The sequence below is a fragment of the Pseudalkalibacillus hwajinpoensis genome (genome assembly GCF_039851965.1).
Lineage (GTDB): Bacteria > Bacillota > Bacilli > Bacillales > Guptibacillaceae > Guptibacillus > Guptibacillus hwajinpoensis_E.
In genome coordinates this window covers 784,283-805,784 of the sequence record NZ_CP156674.1, presented here as the reverse complement: position 1 = coordinate 805,784, position 21,502 = coordinate 784,283, and the positions used below count along the sequence as shown (strand labels likewise).

The 21,502-nt window shown below is 42.9% G+C and carries 18 protein-coding genes; 12 read left to right on the top strand and 6 right to left on the bottom strand.

What is annotated here, in order from left to right:
• The first annotated feature begins 70 nt into the window (after positions 1 to 70).
• Positions 71 to 211: a hypothetical protein gene (locus ABFG93_RS04090; protein WP_347550865.1), complete on the top strand. Its 141-nt coding sequence runs from the start codon at positions 71 to 73 to the stop codon at positions 209 to 211.
• A gap of 346 nt (positions 212 to 557) precedes the next feature.
• Here the strand turns inward: ABFG93_RS04090 and ABFG93_RS04085 are convergent, their stop codons facing one another.
• Complete coding sequence (locus ABFG93_RS04085; RefSeq protein WP_347550863.1) at positions 558 to 1,316, bottom strand: DUF3891 family protein; 759 nt, start codon at positions 1,314 to 1,316, stop codon at positions 558 to 560.
• Positions 1,317 to 1,536: 220 nt separating this feature from the next.
• On the bottom strand, positions 1,537 to 2,001 hold the full coding sequence (locus ABFG93_RS04080; protein ID WP_347550862.1) for a protease complex subunit PrcB family protein: 465 nt from the start codon (positions 1,999 to 2,001) through the stop codon (positions 1,537 to 1,539).
• 201 nt (positions 2,002 to 2,202) lie between these two features.
• Here ABFG93_RS04080 and ABFG93_RS04075 point away from each other — a divergent pair, with 201 nt between their 5' ends.
• The 6 genes from ABFG93_RS04075 (at position 2,203) to ABFG93_RS04050 (ending at position 6,800) form a co-directional block, all read left to right on the top strand.
• A complete protein-coding gene (locus tag ABFG93_RS04075; RefSeq protein ID WP_347550860.1) occupies positions 2,203 to 2,421 on the top strand; it encodes a hypothetical protein in 219 nt (72 codons plus the stop codon).
• Between the two features lie 224 nt (positions 2,422 to 2,645).
• Positions 2,646 to 3,164, top strand: coding sequence for a hypothetical protein (locus ABFG93_RS04070; protein ID WP_347550858.1), 519 nt, complete (start codon positions 2,646 to 2,648; stop codon positions 3,162 to 3,164).
• Positions 3,165 to 3,605: 441 nt separating this feature from the next.
• A complete protein-coding gene (locus ABFG93_RS04065) occupies positions 3,606 to 3,797 on the top strand; it encodes a hypothetical protein (RefSeq protein WP_347548066.1) in 192 nt (63 codons plus the stop codon).
• Positions 3,764 to 4,960, top strand: a complete 1,197-nt coding sequence (ltrA, locus tag ABFG93_RS04060; RefSeq protein ID WP_347550857.1) for a group II intron reverse transcriptase/maturase — start codon at positions 3,764 to 3,766, stop codon at positions 4,958 to 4,960. The genes ABFG93_RS04065 and ltrA overlap by 34 nt, the downstream gene beginning before the upstream one ends.
• Positions 4,961 to 5,606: 646 nt before the next feature.
• On the top strand, positions 5,607 to 6,071 hold the full coding sequence (locus ABFG93_RS04055; protein WP_347550855.1) for a pyridoxamine 5'-phosphate oxidase family protein: 465 nt from the start codon (positions 5,607 to 5,609) through the stop codon (positions 6,069 to 6,071).
• Positions 6,072 to 6,173: 102 nt separating this feature from the next.
• The gene (locus ABFG93_RS04050) at positions 6,174 to 6,800 is read left to right on the top strand and encodes a TVP38/TMEM64 family protein (RefSeq protein WP_347550853.1); all 627 of its coding nucleotides are present in this window, start codon (positions 6,174 to 6,176) and stop codon (positions 6,798 to 6,800) included.
• 155 nt (positions 6,801 to 6,955) lie between these two features.
• Here ABFG93_RS04050 and cotJC read toward each other — a convergent pair whose 3' ends face one another.
• The 4 genes from cotJC to ABFG93_RS04030 all read right to left on the bottom strand — a co-directional run bounded on the left by cotJC (position 6,956) and on the right by ABFG93_RS04030 (position 8,330).
• The gene (cotJC, locus tag ABFG93_RS04045; protein WP_347550852.1) at positions 6,956 to 7,525 is read right to left on the bottom strand and encodes a spore coat protein CotJC; all 570 of its coding nucleotides are present in this window, start codon (positions 7,523 to 7,525) and stop codon (positions 6,956 to 6,958) included.
• 21 nt (positions 7,526 to 7,546) lie between these two features.
• The gene (locus ABFG93_RS04040) at positions 7,547 to 7,813 is read right to left on the bottom strand and encodes a spore coat protein CotJB (RefSeq protein WP_347550850.1); all 267 of its coding nucleotides are present in this window, start codon (positions 7,811 to 7,813) and stop codon (positions 7,547 to 7,549) included.
• A 2-nt stretch (positions 7,814 to 7,815) separates the two neighbouring features.
• Positions 7,816 to 8,025, bottom strand: coding sequence for a spore coat associated protein CotJA (locus tag ABFG93_RS04035; RefSeq protein WP_347550848.1), 210 nt, complete (start codon positions 8,023 to 8,025; stop codon positions 7,816 to 7,818).
• A gap of 110 nt (positions 8,026 to 8,135) precedes the next feature.
• Positions 8,136 to 8,330 (bottom strand): hypothetical protein, encoded by a 195-nt coding sequence (locus ABFG93_RS04030; RefSeq protein WP_347550846.1) that lies wholly within the window; start codon positions 8,328 to 8,330, stop codon positions 8,136 to 8,138.
• A gap of 196 nt (positions 8,331 to 8,526) precedes the next feature.
• On the opposite strand from ABFG93_RS04030, the gene addB reads away from it, so the two are divergent.
• From addB to ABFG93_RS04005, 5 genes are all read left to right on the top strand, one after another.
• Positions 8,527 to 12,033, top strand: a complete 3,507-nt coding sequence (gene addB / locus ABFG93_RS04025; protein WP_347550844.1) for a helicase-exonuclease AddAB subunit AddB — start codon at positions 8,527 to 8,529, stop codon at positions 12,031 to 12,033.
• On the top strand, positions 12,014 to 15,739 hold the full coding sequence (gene addA / locus ABFG93_RS04020) for a helicase-exonuclease AddAB subunit AddA (RefSeq protein WP_347550842.1): 3,726 nt from the start codon (positions 12,014 to 12,016) through the stop codon (positions 15,737 to 15,739). Before addB ends, addA begins: the two co-directional genes overlap by 20 nt.
• A gap of 76 nt (positions 15,740 to 15,815) precedes the next feature.
• Positions 15,816 to 16,976, top strand: coding sequence for an exonuclease SbcCD subunit D (locus ABFG93_RS04015; RefSeq protein WP_347550840.1), 1,161 nt, complete (start codon positions 15,816 to 15,818; stop codon positions 16,974 to 16,976).
• A gap of 18 nt (positions 16,977 to 16,994) precedes the next feature.
• Positions 16,995 to 20,351, top strand: coding sequence for an SMC family ATPase (locus ABFG93_RS04010; RefSeq protein ID WP_347550839.1), 3,357 nt, complete (start codon positions 16,995 to 16,997; stop codon positions 20,349 to 20,351).
• A gap of 484 nt (positions 20,352 to 20,835) precedes the next feature.
• A complete protein-coding gene (locus tag ABFG93_RS04005) occupies positions 20,836 to 21,486 on the top strand; it encodes a hypothetical protein (RefSeq protein ID WP_347550837.1) in 651 nt (216 codons plus the stop codon).
• Positions 21,487 to 21,502: the final 16 nt, after the last annotated feature.

Here is a 21,502-nt window from a genome sequence, read left to right as displayed (position 1 = left end):
AAGAAATAAGAAAGCGCTTACGATATACGCAAGGTTGTGTAAGAATAATCGAATAAAGGACGTGTTGAGGATGAGAAGCGAGACGAATTACCGTATGCTTGCCTTTGATAAATTCAACGCTGAAACGAATTGGTCTGAAAACAATCGCCTTTTTAATTATTCTGTTGCCACTATTGGAGCCTTTATCTATTTATTATCTTTATTTATCTAATGCCTGTGCATACAGTTGAACTGTAGTAAGGAGCATATAAAGAGGAACTTCATCATTGTGAGTGAAGTTCCTCTTTATATGCTCCTCTGGTATTGATTATTTTAGCCGAAAAGAAAAGGGCACTTAAGATGATCCTGGACAGAACACCGATTACGAGGTTATGAGTAAAGAGATCAGAGAACAGTAACAACTGTGACTACCATAACAACTGCATCTGATTTTGGTAACCGATGTAAATTTATTAGTGATGACCAGTCAAACGTTCCAATTATCTAAGTATTCCTCTCCTTCTGAGAAAGGATGAATTATACGCAGATATGTCAAATACTCTGCTATCCATTAGATTTCAAGAGTTGAACTGGAAAGTGCGTGTTTCATAAGAAGTAGATTGATAGGCGTTGGCGATCCCCTTGGATTTAATCAAGTCGTTCGAAACCTGCTTGATTTGAACCTCGAAGGTGTGTCCTTCTGGAAATAGGGGATGGGAGAGGTTGATGGATTTTTCATTATGCCAGTGAGCTACTACCTTTTCATTATGGTGTAGAAAATGAAAATGCTGCGGAAATCCATCCTTATACCATTTTATCTCGTCTTCCTGTGCAACACCTGGCTCCTGAAAACAGGCAAATAAAGAGAGATCATCACAGAATTGAAGAAGCTGATAGTGGAAAGTAAGAAGAGGATCTGAGATGTCGAAATGCTTTTCTAGATCCTGTTGACGTCGCTGTTCCTCTTCATAGAAAGCTAATGCCTGATTTGCGTTAGCCCCATTAAAAAAGGACTGGTAATGCTTGCTGCATAGAAATGACCCATAAAACGTTTGTTTCTTAACTTCCTCAATGCCTTTTCTATAAAACGTCAATTTTGGTGCTAGAGGGAAATCTAGAAAGGAATAAGGCGCCTGCTGGCGATCATTCCAAAAAGGCACTTCATCAAGGTCAATCCATCCGCGATCATGATGCTTAATCGCAAAAAGAACCTCTTCACGATACCGTAAATCAGGCCAATAATCCATCTTCAACTCCCGCGCAAACTGCCCAGAAAGCAGCGCATGATCATGTTGTTTAATCATCACTACAGAATTCCCATGCTCATAAACAATCATCAAAATATCCCCTTTCATGAAAAGCGTAATTGCCCGTTTAGACCCGAATAGCACTGGAGACAACCAAAAAGAATACGTCTTTTGTGTTCCTTTTGGTTGTTGAAGTGCTCGAGAGTCTGGGCAAAGAAGCTGGACAAAAGAAAAGCGTAATTGCCCTCTTAGATCCAAAAAGCTCTCATGTTATTTGTAAACGTTATTATTGGATTCTAAACAAAAGAGCTTATTCCTTTGTAGGAGAGCTCTTCTGAATTTCTTTAAATTTCACTCTAGCATTCGTCAGATCAATGCGCGCAATGGTAATTGGCTTTGTAATAGCCTGGGTAACCATATCATCTTTCTTAGGGTCTGTATTATAGAAGGAAACGACCAATTGATTTCCTTTTTTGACAATGGTATCGATCGCAACCGAATAACCACCTGTAGGCATTTCGCCCCTTGTAATAATAATATAGAGATCATCCCCTGAAGGCACAGTGAATGTTGATTTCTCAAGCCACTTTTGCTGAACGGTAGTCTTTATATCATTTGGAGCATTCTCCATTTGAACGGTTTCAAAAGATAGTTTTTCTTCCATGTCTTCCCCTCCGCTTCCCGATGAATCGTTTGAGGATGAATTCGCCGAATTGTTCCCACAGCCTGCAAGGACAATCAGTAAAATCGATAATATAACCATGAATGTACGCAACCCTATTTTCCCCTTCCTTTACTAATAAATAGGTTAGCTTTATAGCTAAATTAGAATCAAATCAGTTAAAACAGTTGATCTGTAATTAAGTTTAGCGAATTTTATTAGGAATGGAAAGGGCGTGATTATATGGTTGCTTCGTAATATTGGAGGGTAATTGTATAATGTAGACAAAATGCAGCAATGAAAGGGAGTCATATTATGAAGAATGAAATGGTTGCCTTTTTAAAAAGTGTTGAAGAACCCGTTACAACGAGAGAGATCATGGAATTTTTATCTAGGAAAGGGTACAGGCCTGACGAAGCAGAGCTTGTTCGGACTATCAAAGATATGCCAGATGGGATGGTGAAGAAGGAATATGACGCATCCGTAGTCGATCCCTCTTCTTCGGTTGTTTATAAAGTGGGTCCTGAGGCTTAACTTATTTTTTTCGAAAGAGATCTACAAAATAGAGACCTGCAATCAATAAGAAAACAATTCCTACCCCGTATAGAATATCTATTATGAATGACATATGATGACATCCTTCCCAGGTGACCTTAAGATCAGTGTAGCAAATCAATTATGAATCACAACTTTTTCGATTGTTCGGATTCGGAAATGATATAATAGTGGCATTGAATTTAGGATGGAAGGATGTCACCATGAAAAGAATCAAGTTTAACAGCTCAAAATTCATTATACTTTTCTTTGTAGCTTTTATCGTAGTGGGTGCGGCTAACGTGCTTATGAGTGATGGGGAGATGAATACAAGTGAATATGTATTGAGCGAAAAACAAAAAAATGTTGTTTCTCGTTCAGAAACACAGCCGAAAATACCGGTTGGGGCCCTTGTTAATAGCGAGCTTGCAGATGGTAAGATCACGTTAACTGCGAAAATTAAATATGAAGGTAAAGACTGGACAGAGATATCAGTTGTGGAAGATGTTTTGTTAGACTATCAGATATCAGATCAAAAAACAGATGAAGTCCTTATTCCTTATACGTCACCTGTTCCTTCAGTAGAGAAAAAGGTTTCACAGGATGAGATTATTGAAGGAGAATCACAGACCACTGAACAACTTAACCCAGGCGTTTATCAGGTAGAAGTGGAAGTTCCAATTGTCATAGATGATCAGAAAGAGATCTTCTTGTTTCGGATACCTGTTGAAATACGCCCATGATCTACATAATTGCACTTACTTAAAACTTTCCTAGTTGGAAAGTTTTTTTCGTTGTGTGCCCGGCATGTGCATACGCTATAGGGTTCAAGTCCCGAACGGCAAAGGTCATTGTAGCCGTTAGCCAAAGGCAAGGGTGTCCGAGGCGACTCGGAATCTGAAGGAAGCCAGAGGCAAATCTCTGACCCGAGGAACACGAATCTCATACAAGGCTGTCATTTTTGGATGAGATGGCAACACACATCGAAGTCCAAATGACCAAAGGAAATGACAGTAAATGAGGCGGGTAAATGGAGAGGAAGTTTGTGCACTTACCCGGGGAGGTCTGACGGTCACGCCATACACCTATGGTAACTGTCTTCAAGAGAAGTCACGGAACCATCAGAAGTCAGCCGAGGTCATAGTACCGTTCCAAACTCGAGATGGTACGGGAAGGACCGAATCATGAATAGAGAACAGGTTCTACCGAAGTACGCATCGTTCGATGACACAGAACATTTCAGCTCAACATATGAGGTAGGAGTGAAGTCTCTGAGGGCATATGGAGCGTGGAGAATTGGTGCCACACAAGGAAAGAAACCTGTCACGTGGAGGAAGAAAGCATGTTGGAAAAGATACTTCATCGGAACAATTTAAACGAAGCCTATCGACGAGTGGTCCGAAACAAAGGGAGTCACGGCGTTGATCACATTCCCACGTCTGAACTGAAATCCCAGATCTCGGAGTCCTGGAATGAGATTGAAGCCCAACTTCTGGATGGAACCTATCAACCGTCACCCGTCCGTCGTGTCGAAATCCCGAAACCGAACGGAGGCAAACGAAAGCTAGGCATTCCAACCGCCATGGATCGCTTCATCCAACAAGCTATCAACCTTTATCTTCAACGGATCTACGATCCGTCGTTTTCCAACTCAAGCTACGGGTTCCGACCAGGAAAACGAGCACACGATGCGGTCCGAAAAGCCCAAGAATATGTCAATGACGGATACCGGTGGGTGGTGGATATCGATCTGGAGAAATTCTTTGATCGCGTTCACCACGACCGACTAATGCGCACATTGAGTTGTCGGGTTAAGGACGGTCGCATCCTTCGAATCATTCGGAGATACCTACAAGCTGGGGTTATGGAGAACGGCCTAACACAGACGAACCAAGCAGGGACACCGCAAGGAAGTCCTATAAGTCCACTTCTATCAAATATCGTGTTAAATGAACTGGATAAGGAATTGGAGTCAAGAGGTATTCGTTTCGTTCGATACGCCGACGATTGTCAGATTTACGTAGGCTCAAGAAGAGCAGCCGAACGAATCCTTCGAAATATCAGCCAGTTTATCAAGAAGAAATTAAAACTAAAAGTTAATAAGGAAAAGAGTGCGATTGACCGCCCGTGGAAACGAACGTTCCTTGGGTTTAGTTTCACGCTCCACCGAGACTCGAAAATCAGGGTCGCGAAACAATCAATCCAACGAGCAAAACAGGAACTTCGACGCTTAACATCACGAAAGTGGAGATTAGCGATGTCCGATCGAATCAAGAAATTAAACAAATTCATTGTAGGGTGGCGAAACTATTTCCAGCTCGCTGAAACGACATCAACTTTTAGAGAATTAATGGCATGGTTGAGAAGGAGATTACGAATGATCCGGTGGAAGGAATGGAAAACACCTAAAACAAGAAGGAAAGAACTCCTTTCATTAGGTGTTACAAAAGCGAAAGCTTTTGAATGGAGCAACACAAGAAAAGGCTACTGGCGAATTGCCAGTAGCCCGATCCTCCACCGTACCTTCAATGACAAGTAGTGGCGTCAGTTAGGATTAAAATCGTTAGAAGCACGTTAGATTTTCATGAAACCGCCGTATACGGATCCGTACGTACGGTGGTGTGAGAGGTCGGGGGTTAGTCACCCCCTCCTATTCGATTAAAATTTTCTCTATTAATAATTTTTAGATGATTGTAATTTAACATATTTGTCTTTTGGAGAGTTTAGCATGTGCAGTTACGAAAGTGATGATTGAATAACGAGTGCTACTGAAGGAGATGAGCCCCTTATTTACAGGACACAAGCTATTGGTGCTAAGCAATTTGAGATTGCTCTTGATTTCACTCATTTTAATCTTCTACTCTAGTCGAAGTCAGGCTTGTGTATTTACCCGATAGTTAACCAACTGACTTGAATTTGATGGTCAACTAATTAAAAACAAAATATTTCAAAATAAATATTAGTTTTGAAGTTTGGTTTTCTGGTGAGCGGGAATAGTTCTTACAAAACCCCCTAAGTAAGTTTTAATGTGATTTTCCCCCTTTTGTCCGTGCTCAATGAGCACGGTCTTTTTTTGTAGGCAAACTTCGAGTTAGTCCAATGTAAAAGGGGTTTTCTAAAGCGTTTCCATTAAGCGGTATTCATGGTAGTCTTTTAGGAGAGAGTAGTGATAAGAGATCGAAAGGATGAGTCGTTTGGCTAAAAAGGATAAGGTGACAGAATTAACGGATGAACTTGAAGCGTTTTTTGCAGGAGAGAGGTTAGTGATGCTTTCTACGATTGATTATGAAAGTGACACCCCGAATGTATCTGCAATATCATGGGTGAAAAGTTTCGATAAGAAAAATATTCGTTTTTCAGTGACTTCGAATTCACGAACTGTTCAAAATGTGATGCGTCATCCTGGAGTGGTGTTAACGATCATAGGACTTGAAACAGTTTACTCCATACAAGGGAAGGCAACAATCATAGAAGAAGCGATGAAAGGCGTTTCGCTCAAACTTGCGAAAATCAATGTAGAGATAGAACAGGTAATGGAAACGATGTTCTGGGGAGCAAAGATCACCTCCGAGCCTCGATATGAGAAGACCTATAATAAGAAAAAAGCGGAAGAGCTTGATGCCGAAGTCTATCAGGCATTAATGAAGTAGCTTCTCTCTTTCTAATAACTATTAATTATGCTTTAATAAGAGAAATAAGCATTTTGTGCTGTCACTCTGACGTACGCACCAGGAAACGAGGTTGAATCCCATATGGAATGGGAAATTATCAAAGATTTTCTGAATGAAGAAACGATAAGAGAATGGCTTAGCCAGTATCGAGCGCTTGGCCCTTTGCCAGGAATTCTGCTACCAATGCTTGAAGCAGTAATTCCCATTCTGCCGTTATTTCTATTTGTGGCTGGCAATGCAGCTGCATATGGATTCTGGTTTGGCTCCTTATTGTCATGGTTCGGGGCTTCTCTTGGCGCATTGCTTGTTTTCGTGGTGGTCAGAAAGCTTGCGAGGCAGCGATTCATGCGTATCGTAACAAAACATGCCAAAATCGAAAAAACGCTGCGATGGATTGAACGACATGGGTTTGGAATGGTCTTTCTTCTTCTCTGTTTTCCTTTCACACCTTCTTCGTTAATTAATGTTGTCGCAGGGTTGTCGAATATAAGCATAAGAAGTTTCGTTCTTGCTGTTCTCCTCGGAAAAATGGTCATGATTTCAATAGTATCATTTATTGGACATGATGTTTTTTCTTTAATCCATCGACCCCTTGAAATGGTGCTCATTCTACTTGCGATCGTTCTTCTGTGGGGGGCAGGGAAGTACATTGAATTAAAACTGAACCAGCGTACCAGGAAGCAGCAAACGGAGGACCAGGCTAGATAAGGTTAAAGAGTTAAAGCCATGCCAGTAATCGGCATGGCTTTTGGTTTATGGATGTTGGTTATTTTTTTCCGATATTTCACAGGAACACCAAGAACGTGTTCCAGTTCAAGAGTTCCAATATCTCCATTTCTAAACGCTCGTCTTCGCTTTTCTAATTAAAATATCCTTTTTTTATCTCTTTCTTCTTTTAGTATTTCAACTGCTTCTCTGAAGCGCTGGGAGTGGACTACTTCTCTTTCTCTTAGGAAGGCAAGGGAGTCGTTTAGGTCGGGATCGTCTGATAGGTCGATGATCCATTGGTAGGTGGCGCGTGCTTTTTCTTCGGCTGCGATGTCTTCGTAAAGGTCTGCGATTGGGTCACCTTTTGCTGCGATGTAGCTTGCTGTCCATGGGACGCCTGCTGCGTTGTGGTAGAAGAGTGCGCTGTCGTGATTGGCGTAGTGTGCCCCAAGGCCTGCTTCTTTCATCTGGTCTGCGGTGGCATCTTTTGTAAGTTTGTATACCATCGTTGCGATCATTTCCAGGTGAGCAAATTCTTCGGTTCCAATATCAGTTAGCAGGCCGACTACTTTATCAGGAATAGTATAGCGCTGATTTAAATAGCGGAGCGCCGCAGCTAATTCGCCATCTGCGCCACCGTATTGCTCAATAAGAAACTTGGCGAGCATGGGATTGCATGTGCTTACCTTAACGGGATATTGTAGCTTTTTCTCATAAATCCACACGGTGACTCATCCTTTCTAGGGCTAAACTTGCCACGGCCACGGGGCATCGTCCCAGTTCCATGGGTAATTGGAATAACTATTTCCATACTGCTGCAGTGGGCCATACTCTTTCTCGTAGCGCTTTTTTAATTGTTTTTTCATCTTCGCGTACTCGTTAAATTGCTTAATTGCTTCATAATCATCAGGGTGAGTATCAAGATAGAGAGTCAATTCAACAAGGACAAAATCAACGACCTGCAGTTCTTCTAGAAGAGCATAGTAGGCTTTTGGAAGCTGTTTTTGCGCCATAATTACTCCTCCCGTTTGGATTGATATGGATCATAAAGTGCTTTCCAGAGGGTTCCCTTATACAGAGCTTCTTGTGCGGAAAATTGTTCAAGTCCAGGAGGCTGAAAACCCAAGTAAAGGTTAGGTGGTGTGGAATAGGACTTCACTCTGATCGGCGGACATGGGTCAAAGGGACTGACATACGGCTCGTAATACTTCCTGTTGGTAAACATGCGTAACCTCCTTTTCTACAAATCCCTACTCTCTAGGTGTATGAAGCAAAAAAGAAAACATGTTTTGAATACAAAAAAGCACTTCCGGATTTGGAAGTGCTTTTAAGTGATTACATTTTATTAACAGTATTATTCCACGTAGCAAGCATGTTTTTTAAATCATGGAGGTTAGAAGAAAAAGGGTAATCAGCTGCTACACTTCGTTTCTGACCTTCATCAAGCTTTTCATAACTGTGAACAAATTCCGACATATCCCGTGTCAGGCGGTTTAATTCCCATTTAAACGTTTCAAGTTCTTTTTCCATGGTTAAAACTCCTTTTTAAATAAGTGTTTACTACCATATACCCCAGGACTAAATGCTAAAACCCATGAGTGCTCTTTTTACAATATTTGGTTGTTCTGAATGCGAACGTATTTTCCTATCCATCCTATTCAATTATGCGAAAACATGAGATAATAGGAAATAGAAAATAGGGTTAAGTTAGTAGGAGGCAGATGAAATGACAGTTCAATTTGTCATTGGCAGGTCCGGAAGTGGTAAAACGGATCGATGCCTGATGGAAATTCAAAATGAACTCACCGAACAACCACTCGGTCAGACGATGATTTATCTAGTACCAGAACAAATGACGTTTCAATCTGAATATGAGTTCGTAAATAATCGTGGTTTAAAAGGAATAATTCGGGCGCAGGTTTTTAGTTTTACAAGACTTGCTTGGAAGGTTCTCCAGGAAACAGGAGGCATGGCAAGACCTCATCTAACCTCTGTTGGGACGAGTATGATGCTTCGTCACATCATTGAGGAAAATAAGCAGAAGCTTCGAATCTATCAGCGTTCGTCAGAGAAGAGCGGCTATGTTGAGCAATTAAATGACATGGTGACTGAATTTAAGCGCTATTGTCTTGAGCCAGATGATATTAAAAGCTATGCCGATGATTTGTACACTAATGATGAGCGGAGCTTGCTTAGAGATAAGCTTTATGATCTACATCTCGTTTATGAAGCCTTTCAAAAAGCGATGTTCGGTCACTACCTTGATTCAGAAGATTATTTAGCACTTCTGGCTGAGAAAATTCCTGAATCAAGCTATCTTGATGGGGCCTCTATCTGGATTGACGGTTTTCATAGTTTTACGCCACAGGAGTTACTCGTGCTTAGGGCTTTAATGAAAAAAGGAGTTCATCTCAACTTTACAATCACAATGGATACCGAGATGATCCCTTCTATCATCCATGAACTTGATTTGTTTCATGAGCCTGCTAAGACGTATCAAACACTCTCAGCCATGGCGAGTGAAGAGGGAGCTCTCATTCATCCACCTCTACTTCACTCTTCTCAAAAACGGTACAGAAATTTTGAACTTGCTCATTTAGAAGCGAACTACGGGGAAAGGCCACCTTTTCTTTACAATGGAAACCTTGAGTATATTCATATGAATCATGCTGTTAATATTCGCTCTGAAGTAGAAGCTGTTGCAAGGGAAGCGTTAAGGTTAGTAAGAGATGAGGGATTTCTTTTTCGTGATATCGCGATAATGGTTCGAAATATGGGCACTTATTATGAGCTTGTTGAAACGATATTTGGGGACCACGGCATTCCCATTTTCTCAGATCAGAAAAGAACGATGCTTCATCACCCTTTGATCGAACTCATCCGCTCAAGCCTTGATATTATTCAATACCACTGGCGTTATGAAGCTGTGTTTCGCTGCGTGAAAACAGAACTTCTTTTTCCAAATGATACTGGTGAGAGTGCGGAAGAAGTCAGAGAGCGTATGGACGAGCTTGAAAACTATGTGATTGCCAAAGGAATAAAAGGATATCGCTGGAAAACGGGAGAGCGATGGAAGGCAACCATCTATCGTCAGCTTGAGGATAAAGAGGCGATCACATCTGATGAGCTTCTGAAAATGGAAGAACGACTTAATGAGACAAAGGAATGGGTCTCTGCTCCACTTGAAAAGTTTGAGCGGAATATGAAGAAAGCCAAGACAGTACGTGATATGTGCGAAGCACTTTACTATCTTCTTGAGAATAGTAACGCTGCTGAAAAAGTGGATCGCTTGAAAGAAGCAGCTGAACAATCAGGACAGCTGTCAAAAGCAAGAGAGCATGATCAAGTGTGGGATGCAGTTGTGTCTCTACTAGACGAGACAGTTGAGTTAATTGGTAACCAAAAACTTTCGGTAGAGCAGTTTACGAAATTGCTTGAAGCCGGAATCGAAAACATGAAGTTTGCGCTTGTACCAGCATCGCTTGATCAAGTCGTCATTGGGAGCATCGATCGCACACGCTTTACAAATGTGAGATGTGGCTTCCTTCTCGGAGTCAATGAAGGCGTAATCCCCGCAAAAATTCAGGAAGACGGTCTCCTGAGTGAACAGGACCGTGAAAAGCTAGAAGAACAGGGGATTCAGCTTGCTCCTGGTTTGAAGCGACGTTTATTAGATGAAGAATTTCTTATCTATCACTCCCTGGCAACGCCATCCGATTATTTGTGGATAAGCTGCCCGCTTGCTGATGAAGAAGGGAAAGGGTTACAGCCATCCATCATCATGAATCGATTGCAGGAAATGTTTCCAGAGCTTGAAAAAGGCTTGAAGTTTGCTGAACCGGGTGAGGATGCATTGGAGGAACTTTCTTTTATTACGAATTCTTCCAAAACCATTGGTAGATTAACTGGACAGCTTCGCCAGTGGAATCGAGGCTATCCGATTGATCCCATCTGGTGGGATGCCTACAATTGGTTCGTTCAGAATAAGGATCAGGAAGAAGGAAAGTTGCGGTTAGTTGATAGCCTGTTCTACAGAAATAAAGCGGAGCAGCTGTCTGATTCAACGAGCAGGCAACTATATGGCTCTACGATTCAAGCGAGTGTATCGAGGATGGAAAGGTACCAGTCCTGTGCATTTTCTCAGTTTGCATCTCACGGGCTGAAGTTAAAGGAGCGATCAGCGTTCAAACTGGAGGCGCCAGATATTGGCCAGCTTTTCCATGCTGCTCTTAATATGATGGCTGAAACGATCAAACAGCGCGATTGGGACTGGGGCAAGCTATCATCCAATCAATATTATGAGCTCTCCGGTGATATCGTGAAGCAGCTTGCACCAAAGCTTCAGAATGAAATTCTCTTGAGCTCAAATCGCTATCACTACATCATGCGGAAATTAACGCAGGTTGTTGGGCGCGCATCTTCCGTACTCGGTCAGCAGGCGAAGAAGAGTGGTTTTCAGCCTGCTGGTCTTGAGCTCGGTTTTGGACCTGGTCAGGAGCTTCCGCCAATTCAATTCACGTTAAAAAATGGCTGCACGCTTCAGCTCATTGGGCGTATTGACCGGGTTGACCAGGCTTTCAATGAGGATCAGCTATTGCTACGAGTGATTGATTACAAATCAAGTGGTACGTCGCTTGACCTTTCAGAAGTGTACTTTGGTCTTGCGCTTCAGATGTTAACGTATCTTGATGTGGTGATAACGAATGCGAACATCTGGCTTGGTCGCGAGGCGGCGGCTGCTGGTATGCTGTATTTCCATGTTCATAACCCGATGCTTCAAACGTCAGCACCAGGACAGGCTGCGATTCAGCAGGAGTTGTTCAAAAAGTTTAAGATGAAAGGACTACTCCTTGCTGATAAAGATGTTGTGAGCTTGATGGATAGCGAGATTGGAAAGAAGAAATCGGATATTATTCCTGCCTCTCTTAAAAAGGATGGCAGCTTTTATAAAAACTCATCTGTTCTATCATCTGATGATTTTCAAGCGCTGCGGTCGTTTACACGTAAGACAATACAAACAATAGGCGCGGATATTTCAGATGGTCGAATCGACATTGATCCATACAAAATGAAAGATCGTGTACCTTGTACTTTTTGTTCGTATCGATCATTCTGCCAATTTGATCAAGCGATGGAGGATAATGCATACAGACAAATTCCGGTTCAGGACGATGAAACGATTTTAAGACGAATGAGAGAGGAGGGTGAAGCCGATGGCGAATCTAATGAGTAAACCAGAGGGATCAAGATGGACGGATGAGCAGTGGGAAGCGATTGCGGCTCGAAATCAGGATGTTCTTGTTGCCGCCGCGGCTGGTTCAGGCAAAACGGCTGTGCTTGTGGAACGAATTATTCGAAGGCTTGCGGATGAGCAGGATCCAGCTGAAGTTGACCGAATTCTCGTTGTAACCTTTACAAACGCTGCAGCAGCTGAGATGAGGCACCGTATTGGTGAGGCGCTCGAAGCAAGGCTTAAAGAAGATCCTTCCTCCCTTTATTTAAGAAGGCAGCTATCGATGTTAAACAGAGCTTCCATTTCGACACTTCATTCTTTTTGTATGGAAGTCCTTCGCCGTTATTACTATGAAATTGACCTTGATCCTGCGTTTCGAGTCGCTGACCAAACGGAAGCAGCTCTCCTTCGAGAGGAAGCAATGGAGGAGCTGTTTGAAGAGCATTACAGTCAAGAAGAGAATGAAGCTTTCTATGATCTTGTCGATCGGTATAGTAATGATCGAAGCGATGTGGATCTCCAGCAGCTTGTTGAAAGACTTTATCACTTCTCGTCAAGCCATCCTTGGCCTGAACAATGGCTTCAGGATAGTGTGAAGCAGTACGAGGAAGCAAATAGAGAAAACTTTGATCAGCTGATCTGGGTAAAGGAGTTAATGAAAGATGTTGTTCTTCAGCTTGAAGGAATGAAAGAAATTCAGGAAAAAGCGATCGAAATCGCGGCGGCACCTGGTGGACCTGAACCTTATCTTGAGACGATCGAATCTGAACGAGACATGGTAGCTGGGCTTCTTCTTGCGGCTTCAGACTCCTGGCAAGCGTTAAAAGATGTCTTTGAGACTATTTCGTTTGCTCGATTGAAACCGTGTAAAGGCGATCAATATGACGGTGAAATGATTGAGACTGTAAAAGGCATGCGAGACAAAGTGAAGAAAACCGTTCAGGGGTTGAAAGAGGATCTTTTTCAACGGGAGCCGGCTGACTATGTAGAGGATCTTGTGAAACTGGCCCCCGTCCTCGGCACACTTTCTTCGCTTGTAAACGAATTTAGAGAGCGTTATACGATGTTAAAGAAAGAGAAGAGTCTAGTTGACTACAGCGACCTTGAGCATTACTGCCTCTGGATTTTATTAGACGCGTCTTCTACTCCTGGTAATCCGATTCCATCAAGCGCTGCACGTGAATACCAGACGCAATTTGCTGAAGTACTGATTGATGAATACCAGGATACGAATTCGGTTCAGGAAACGATTCTAAATGCGATTTGTCGGAGTTCTGAAGCAGGTGGAAACCGCTTTATGGTTGGCGACGTTAAGCAAAGCATCTATCGTTTTAGACTGGCAGAGCCTGGATTGTTTCTTTCAAAATACAAAGCGTTCGGACGATCTTCTGATGAGCCTTCAAAACGGATTGATCTTGCTCGTAATTTTCGGAGTCGGGAAGAAGTGTTACATGGAACGAACTTCATTTTTAAACAGATCATGGATGAGCGTGTTGGTGAAATTGAATATAATAAGGCGGCTGAATTAATCCCGGGCGCAGACTATCCTCGCTCTGAGTCAACTTTCCCGGAAGTTCATTTGATTGACCGGAGTGCTGACGCTGATGGTGAAGACGAAGACGTGGAAAAAGTTCAGCTTGAGGCACGTTTAATCGCATCCAAAATCAAAACAATGATGGGTAAAAGTGAAGCTGAACGGGCAAAAGTGTTTGATCGTGATGAGAATAGAATGAGACCTGTACAATATCGCGACATGGTCGTATTACTCCGTTCAACAGCAAGCTGGGCACCAGTTATTTTAGAGGAATTAAAGCAGGCTGGCATACCTGCATACTCTGATCTAGCATCAGGATATTTTGAAGCGACAGAAGTTACGATTATGATGAGTCTTTTGAACGTTATCGATAACCCATATCAGGATATCCCGCTCGCATCGGTCTTGCGCTCACCTATTATCGGGTTGTCAGAGGAAGAATTAGCACTTATACGAATCAATGATAAGCACTCGACTTACTTTTCTGCACTTAAAGCGTATGCCCAAACGGAGTCAGGTAGGCTATCTACTAAACTTAACCGGTTTGTTGAAAACTTGAACCACTGGCGTGAGCAGGCGCGACAGACGTCATTAAGCGAATTGATCTGGCAGCTCTATAGAGAGACAAACTATTATGAGTTCGTTGGTGGAATGCCGGCCGGGCTTCAACGGCAGGCGAACTTAAGAGCATTATATGATCGGGCAAGGCAGTACGAAGCGACGTCGTTTCGAGGACTGTTTCGCTTTCTCAGGTTTATTGACAGGATGAAAGAACGAGGAGGCGATCTTGGAACGGCAAGGGCTCTTGGGGAACAGGAAGATGTTGTTCGAGTCATGACGATTCATAAAAGTAAGGGACTCGAATTCCCAGTGGTCTTTATTGCTGGAATCGCAAAGCAATTCAACCTGAGAGATATGGCAAATCAAATGCTTCTCCATAAGGAGCTTGGACTTGCAACGAAGTTTATTGACCCCGTGAATCGAATCAGCTACCCTACACTACCTTACTTTACGCTGCAAAAGCGAATGAAGCTTGAAGTGCTTGCAGAAGAGATGCGAGTTCTTTACGTAGCTTTAACACGAGCAAAGGAAAAGGTAATCATGGTTGGCACAGTAAATGACTGGGAAAAAGACTTGTTAGCATGGAAGGGGGCCGCAGCTGAAGAATGGCTCCTTTCTGATTATGAACGTGCGCGAGGGAAATCCTATCTCAACTGGATTGGTCCATCGATCATCAGGCATCGTGATCTTTCATCCATTTTAGAAGGGGAAACTGGTGTTCCGTTCCATGATGAAGTATATAACCACGATTCAAGGTGGTCTCTCACCGTACACCCTGCTTCTACGTTTGCGGAAGTGGAAGCGGAAGATGTCCAGAAGCATCGAGAATATGAAGCGCTGCTTCAGAAGAGAGAAATGATCCCTGAAGTAAGCCCCCATAAAGAAGAGGTTGAGAAACGCTTAAATTGGAAGTACGAGCATCTTGCTGCGTCGGAAACAAGGTCCAAGCAATCGGTGACCGAAGTGAAGAGACAGCGAGAGGTTTTTCAGGATGAGCGTAGTGATAATCAGCTTGTTAAAGGTTTCAGTCAGTCGCTAAAAGAACGTCCTCGCTTTCTACAAAGCAAGAAACTAACACCTGCTGAGAGAGGAACAGCGATGCATGTCGTCATGCAGCATCTCAATCTAAAGCAAAAGCATGATTTAGCTTCGATTCGAGAAGTAATTGCAAAGCTTGAAGAGAAGGAGCTCTTAACTTTAGAACAGGCACAAGCCATTGATGTGGGTCAGGTTCATCAATTTACCGAATCAATTCTTGGCGAGAAAATGAGAAACGCTAAAGAGATTTATAAAGAAGTGCCGTTTAGCCTTGGAGTTGATTCCAAATGGATTTATTCTGATTTTAAAGGAGAGAATGAAACAGTCGTTTTACAGGGGGTAATTGATTGCATTATAAAAGATATAGATGGTGAACTCACCTTAGTGGATTACAAAACAGATGTAATTCAAGATCGTTTTTCATCAGAAGATCAGGCGATACAAACGATGAAACGTCGATATACGACACAGCTTCATTTATATGAAAAAGCAATTAATGAAATTTGGAAAATGCCATGTAAAGAAAAAGTTCTCTACTTTTTCGATGGTGGTCGAACGCTTGAAGTTGACTAATGTGCTGGCCGGGCTAAATGTCCGGCTAGTCTTCTTTTACTATTAAATGATGAAATGAACTAAAGGAGTGATACTCATGAGATTGCTTCACACCGCAGATTGGCACCTCGGAAAAACGCTAGAAGGAAGAAGCCGTTTGCCAGAACAAAGAGAGTTTCTTAACGAGCTAACTACAATTGCGGATGACGAACAAGTGGATGCCATTCTTATGGCCGGGGACGTATTTGATACCGTTAATCCTCCTGCAGCAGCGGAAACGCTTTTCTACGAAGCGGCTGTCAAACTGACGAGCAATGGTGAGCGGCCGCTTATTATCATTTCAGGGAATCATGATAATCCTGAGAGGCTAGCAGCCTCCCGTCCACTTGCGAATACGAATGGAATTACGATCATCGGATTTCCAACTAAAGAGGCCGTACAATTAACGGTCAGGAACGGGCAAAAGCTTTCGGTTGCGGCTTTGCCATACCCTTCTGAATCAAGATTAAATGAATGCCTAACGGAAAGTCAGGAAGAAGACGTGCTTCAGATGGCCTATGATGATCGGGTTGAAATGATGTTTCGTGATCTTGCTTCTGCCTGTCCAGAAGATGCCGTAAATGTAGCGATGAGTCATATTTACGTTGCCGGAAGTAGAGAAAGCGATTCGGAACGTCCTATTCAGGTGGGTGGCGCTTATACAGTTTCAGCGAATTCACTTCCTGAGCAGGCGCAATATGTGGCGCTTGGTCACCTTCATCGCCCCCAAACGATTACGAACGGTTCAGCCCTTGCTCGCTATTCGGGTTCGCCACTTGCATATAGCTTTTCAGAAGCGAATCAGGCAAAATCCGTTACGATTATTGACATTGAGCCGGGTGGTCTAGCTCATCACCGAGAAGTACATCTACTATCAGGTAAACCACTTGTTCGCTGGATTGCCGATCAGGGAATGGATCAGGTCTATACATGGTTAGAAGAAGGAAAAGACGAGGATGCATGGATTGATTTGGAAATCCATTTACAAGATACGCTTTCAATTGAAGAAATCCATCTTCTTAGAAGTCGTCATGATGGATTTATACATATCCGACCGGTATTTAATCAAAAAGAGTGGCAGGAAAAAGTGTCATATTCCAGTCTACCAATTGAAGAGTTATTTAAGCGGTTTTACGAACAGCAAACCGATGGGGCAGAACCTGATGATGAGCTTATTCAACTCTTTTTAGAACTCTCCCAATCAGAAGATGATCGGTAAGAAAGGAGGAATGAACAGATGAAACCAATCCGTCTAACAGTATCAGGGTTACATAGTTTTAGAGAAAAGCAGGAAATTGATTTTGAAACACTTTGTCAGGGAGGGATCTTCGGAATATTTGGCCCTACCGGAAGTGGAAAATCGTCCCTACTTGATGCGATGACGCTTGCTCTTTATGGAAAAGTAGAACGTGCAACTAATAACACCCAGGGGATAATGAACCATGCGGAAGATACGCTTTCCGTGTCGTTTACGTTCGCGCTAGGTGAAAAGTTGCGCTATCAAGTGGAACGCAGTTATAAGCGATCAGGGGATGTTTCCATACGTTCTGCTAATTCAAGACTGATTGAAATTGGGGAAGAACATACGGTCCTTGCTGATAAAGATCGAGACGTATCACAAAAGATCCAGGAAATCCTCGGATTAACGATCGATGATTTTACACGCGCCGTTGTCCTTCCTCAGGGGAAATTTGCAGAGTTTCTATCATTGAAAGGGACGGAAAGACGCCAGATGCTGCAGAGACTTTTTCAATTAGAAAAATATGGGGATCAATTTAATCGCCGTCTCAGGGCACGAGTTGACGAGAAGAGATATTATTTGAACGAAGTAACTGCTGAGCAAACCGGACTCGGGGAAGCTTCGAAAGAGAACCTGAAGGATGCCAGAGAGTCACTTCAGAGAACCGAAGAAGCAGCAGAGAAAGCAAAAGTAGACCTGGATGCTGCTGAGAAGAGAAAAGAAGAGGTTTCAAAAAACTGGTCCTTGCAGCAGGAGCTTGTTCAATTGAATAAAAAGAAAGAATCGCTTTCAGATAAAAGTGAAGATATCGAGATGCTTGAAGCTGAAATCAAAAAAGCGTTGGCTGCATCCCAACTGAAACCTTATCTTGATGCAGTTGAAGCTACCGAGATAGAAGCATTAGCAGCAGATAGTCGGTATGAAGAAACAAAACAGAACCTCGAGGAATCAAAGAAGATCTATCTGTCGTCAAGACAGAAATATGACTTGTTGAGGGCAAAACAACAGGAACAGGAGCCGGTCCTGATCAAGCGACTCAATGATCTAGAACGTGGTATGGGTCTTGAGAAAGAGTTATCACGTCTTAAAGGACAATGGAACACGCGTTTAGAGCAGCGTCAATCATTCGAAACAGAGGCGAAAGAGACGAGTGAACGGACAGAGAAAGCAGAGCAGGATTTAAAAGTAGCTAGATCACTTCAGAACGACTTGAACTCTCAGCTGATTGACCTGAATGTGTCTCCTGAAGAACGGAAGCGAATGTCAAGGGCTCAGGGTCTAAAGACGGAATGGCAATCAATAACAAAACAGGCGGAGGAAGCGCTCGGGGAAGAGAGTAAACTTCTTGGAGAACGTGAGCGTCTTGAGCCTTTGATAAACGAAGTGAATAAGCATTTAGAAAAAACAAAAGAAAGTTACCTTGCTTATTTCAAAGCATTGGTCTCTCTTTATAACACCGTTTCCTCCAATAAACTCTCCCTTGATCAGCATATAGCGCGACTGGGGGCTCGCATTCACGAGTCTTATCAAAAGCTAGAGGAAAGTCGCACTCACGCAATTGCTATTCAACTCGCTTCAGAGCTTCATGAAGGAGATTCATGTCCGGTCTGTGGTGCGAAGGAGCACGTTAAGCTTGCGGAAGGTGAAGATCACACTCTTAAGTGGCAGCATCGCATTCAGCAGGATGAACAGATGCGTGATATGTTGAAAGACCAGCTCCAACATGCAAAGCAGCTTCACTATCAACTAGAGCAGCTTTCAGATCGAATGACCGAGCAGGATGAACGTCTGCGTGACGTTCAGCAAAACGATTCAACTGAAGTGAAACAAAATCTTTCCGATGAAGAACGCATTACTGAATTGAAATCACTCATCCAGGACGCTCGTGAACTGGAAGAGAAAATCAAACAGACAGGCAAATCTCTTCAGGAGGATCAGGCTAAACGTTCCGAGCAAACCTACCGTCTTGAGCAGCTCCAACTTCAACTTGATTCCCAGGTTGAGAAGCGTCGTGAACGATCGAAACAGCTAGAAGAAATAGAGAAGACAATCGAACAGGAGCTTTCCTTGAAGATTGAGGAAATTGATCCTGAAAGTAAGAAGATAGAGAAAATGGATCAGCAGGCAAACGTGGTCCGTGAACGTCTTTCAAAAAGCGTTCCATATATTGAAGAGAAAGAAAAACGTCTCAACACTTTGCAGGAAATGGGTCAGAAGCATTCCGTTCGAATAGCAGAGCTTACAAGTTCCCTTTCGGAGCTTCAGGAGCAGATTCAGAAGATGGAAGGTGAGTACAAAGCCATTGCTGGAAATTCAACCGCGGAGGCAGGGTTCAATCAGGTTGATCATCAGTTAAAAACACTTCGGAACCAAGAAAAGGCAGTCTCAGAAGAGTTGAAGAAAGCTGACGAAAGATACCAGCAGACTGAGAGAAAGGCTGCGGCTGACAGGAGTTATTCTAAAGATGTTAAACGCCGTTTACAGGATGCGATGTCAACCTATCAGACAGCTGAAAACGGTTCGATTTTTTCAGGTCGCAACCAGGTAAGGAAAGCAGAAGCTCCTATGGACAAGCGAATCGAGTGGGAGCAGCAAGTAGAAGCGTATAGAAAAGAATGGAATCAAACGGAACATGCTTTGAGCGAGCTTGAGAAGAAGCTTTCCGGGACCAGAACGACTGAGGAAGAGTGGAAAGAATCAATTCAGCAAGCTGATGATGCCAGAATCGTTCGAGAAGAAGCCCTTTCTCTTTATGCAGCGTCGCGTCATCACCTTGAGGATGTGTCGAGAAGGCATGAACGCTATATGGAGCTTGAGCAGAAACGAAAGACAGCAAGCGATGAATTAGAGAAGCTAGGTAAGCTCCAAACAGTTTTCCGGGGAAATAGTTTTGTTGAGTTTATTGCATCCGAACAGCTTGAGCAGGTGAGCCTAAATGCGTCACAGAAACTTGGTGATTTAACATCCCAACGATATGCTATTGAAGTGGATTCGAGCGGAGGCTTTCTCATTCGAGATGATGCCAATGGTGGTGTAAGGAGACCGGTCTCAACGCTTTCGGGAGGGGAAACGTTCCTTACCTCCCTTGCATTAGCACTTGCCCTATCTGGACAAATCCAGCTACGCGGGGCGCATCCCCTGCAATTCTTCTTCCTTGATGAAGGATTTGGAACACTTGATGAATCACTTCTTGATACGGTCATCACCTCTCTTGAGAAACTTCAAAACGAAAGTTTATCAGTTGGAGTGATTAGTCACGTACCTGAACTTAGGGCAAGATTACCACGTAAGGTCATTGTTTCTCCTTCAGAGCCATCGGGTCGAGGCAGTCGAATCGAAATGGAATCACTATAAAGTGAAACTTCCATCAGAGGGGGTTTTTCCTCTGATGGTTAGTTGAGCCAATCGGACCTTTAGGATCAGTTCCCCACCCACGATTTAAGGAGGGGATTACTGCCCCTTAAAGGTGGGATAAAGTGAAACTTCCATCAGAGGGGGTTTTTCCTCTGATGGTTAGTTGAGCCAATCGGACCTTTAGGGTCAGTTCCCCACCCACGATTTAAGGAGGGGATTACTGCCCCTTAAGGGTGGGATAAAGTGAAACTTCCATCAGAGGGGGTTTTTCCTCTGATGGTTAGTTGAGCCAATCGAACCTTTAGGGTCAGTTTCCCACCTAAACGTCATGATTGCCCTACGATTTAAGGTGGGATAATTATAAGAAAGCATATCCTAAAATAGGGTTGTTTCTTCAAAAGTTTTGAAAGATACTGTCAAAATTCGAGAGTTTATGTAAAAATATGAATAGTAGATGAGGTTTTTTTACATAGGAGGAACATGGATGTCGCATTCTATGAGACTAGTTTTAGGAAGTTTTAAACCATTTTCGCATTTTCGCCCGCTTCGGACGGCCTATAAATTGAAAGGTACCTGGTGGCGTTTGGTTTTACTTGGTTTACTTGCGTTTATGGTGATGGGATTAACGTCGTTTATGAATATTAAGTATGCAGGAGAAATGCCTGAATATGCTAGTTTAGCATCAAATGAGAGACTCCTGTTCGTATTAAGTGAAGTGATTACAGATGGTGTGATAGGGGTTCTTGCATTTGTGGTTATCATCCTATTCGCAGCGCTTCTATTCTGGCCATTTTTTCAGGAGGTTGGTTTTAAAAGGCTCGCTTATATACATAGCTATGTAGTATTTATTCTCTTACTTGGCATGCTGCTGCAACTGCCTTTTATTGCGGTGCTTCATGAGACTGCACTGGTGTCACCATATAGTCTCGGAGTGTATGTTGATTTAATAACGAATAACGTATTCTGGCTCTATTTTAGCTACAGCCTCTCGCTCTTTTTAGCATGGGGTACGCTCGTCCAATATGCAGCAATAAAGCAGATAACTACTTTATCTAGGGGCTATACTGTGTTCTGGTCAATCGTACTTAACCTCATTATAGTGGCGGTTGTGGCCTACATAAGGACAGCATTATAATGAAGAAGGTGGAGGT

What these genes read in the sequence shown, in the direction of transcription:
- ABFG93_RS04090 (WP_347550865.1), top strand. Translation starts at nt 71, where the DNA reads ATGAGAAGCGAGACGAATTACCGTATGCTTGCCTTTGATAAATTCAAC.
- ABFG93_RS04085 (WP_347550863.1), bottom strand. Translation starts at nt 1,316, where the DNA reads ATGATTGTTTATGAGCATGGGAATTCTGTAGTGATGATTAAACAACAT.
- ABFG93_RS04075 (WP_347550860.1), top strand. Translation starts at nt 2,203, where the DNA reads ATGAAGAATGAAATGGTTGCCTTTTTAAAAAGTGTTGAAGAACCCGTT.
- ABFG93_RS04070 (WP_347550858.1), top strand. Translation starts at nt 2,646, where the DNA reads ATGAAAAGAATCAAGTTTAACAGCTCAAAATTCATTATACTTTTCTTT.
- ABFG93_RS04065 (WP_347548066.1), top strand. Translation starts at nt 3,606, where the DNA reads ATGAATAGAGAACAGGTTCTACCGAAGTACGCATCGTTCGATGACACA.
- ltrA (WP_347550857.1), top strand. Translation starts at nt 3,764, where the DNA reads ATGTTGGAAAAGATACTTCATCGGAACAATTTAAACGAAGCCTATCGA.
- ABFG93_RS04055 (WP_347550855.1), top strand. Translation starts at nt 5,607, where the DNA reads ATGAGTCGTTTGGCTAAAAAGGATAAGGTGACAGAATTAACGGATGAA.
- ABFG93_RS04050 (WP_347550853.1), top strand. Translation starts at nt 6,174, where the DNA reads ATGGAATGGGAAATTATCAAAGATTTTCTGAATGAAGAAACGATAAGA.
- ABFG93_RS04040 (WP_347550850.1), bottom strand. Translation starts at nt 7,813, where the DNA reads ATGGCGCAAAAACAGCTTCCAAAAGCCTACTATGCTCTTCTAGAAGAA.
- ABFG93_RS04035 (WP_347550848.1), bottom strand. Translation starts at nt 8,025, where the DNA reads ATGTTTACCAACAGGAAGTATTACGAGCCGTATGTCAGTCCCTTTGAC.
- ABFG93_RS04030 (WP_347550846.1), bottom strand. Translation starts at nt 8,330, where the DNA reads ATGGAAAAAGAACTTGAAACGTTTAAATGGGAATTAAACCGCCTGACA.
- addB (WP_347550844.1), top strand. Translation starts at nt 8,527, where the DNA reads ATGACAGTTCAATTTGTCATTGGCAGGTCCGGAAGTGGTAAAACGGAT.
- addA (WP_347550842.1), top strand. Translation starts at nt 12,014, where the DNA reads ATGGCGAATCTAATGAGTAAACCAGAGGGATCAAGATGGACGGATGAG.
- ABFG93_RS04015 (WP_347550840.1), top strand. Translation starts at nt 15,816, where the DNA reads ATGAGATTGCTTCACACCGCAGATTGGCACCTCGGAAAAACGCTAGAA.
- ABFG93_RS04010 (WP_347550839.1), top strand. Translation starts at nt 16,995, where the DNA reads ATGAAACCAATCCGTCTAACAGTATCAGGGTTACATAGTTTTAGAGAA.
- ABFG93_RS04005 (WP_347550837.1), top strand. Translation starts at nt 20,836, where the DNA reads ATGTCGCATTCTATGAGACTAGTTTTAGGAAGTTTTAAACCATTTTCG.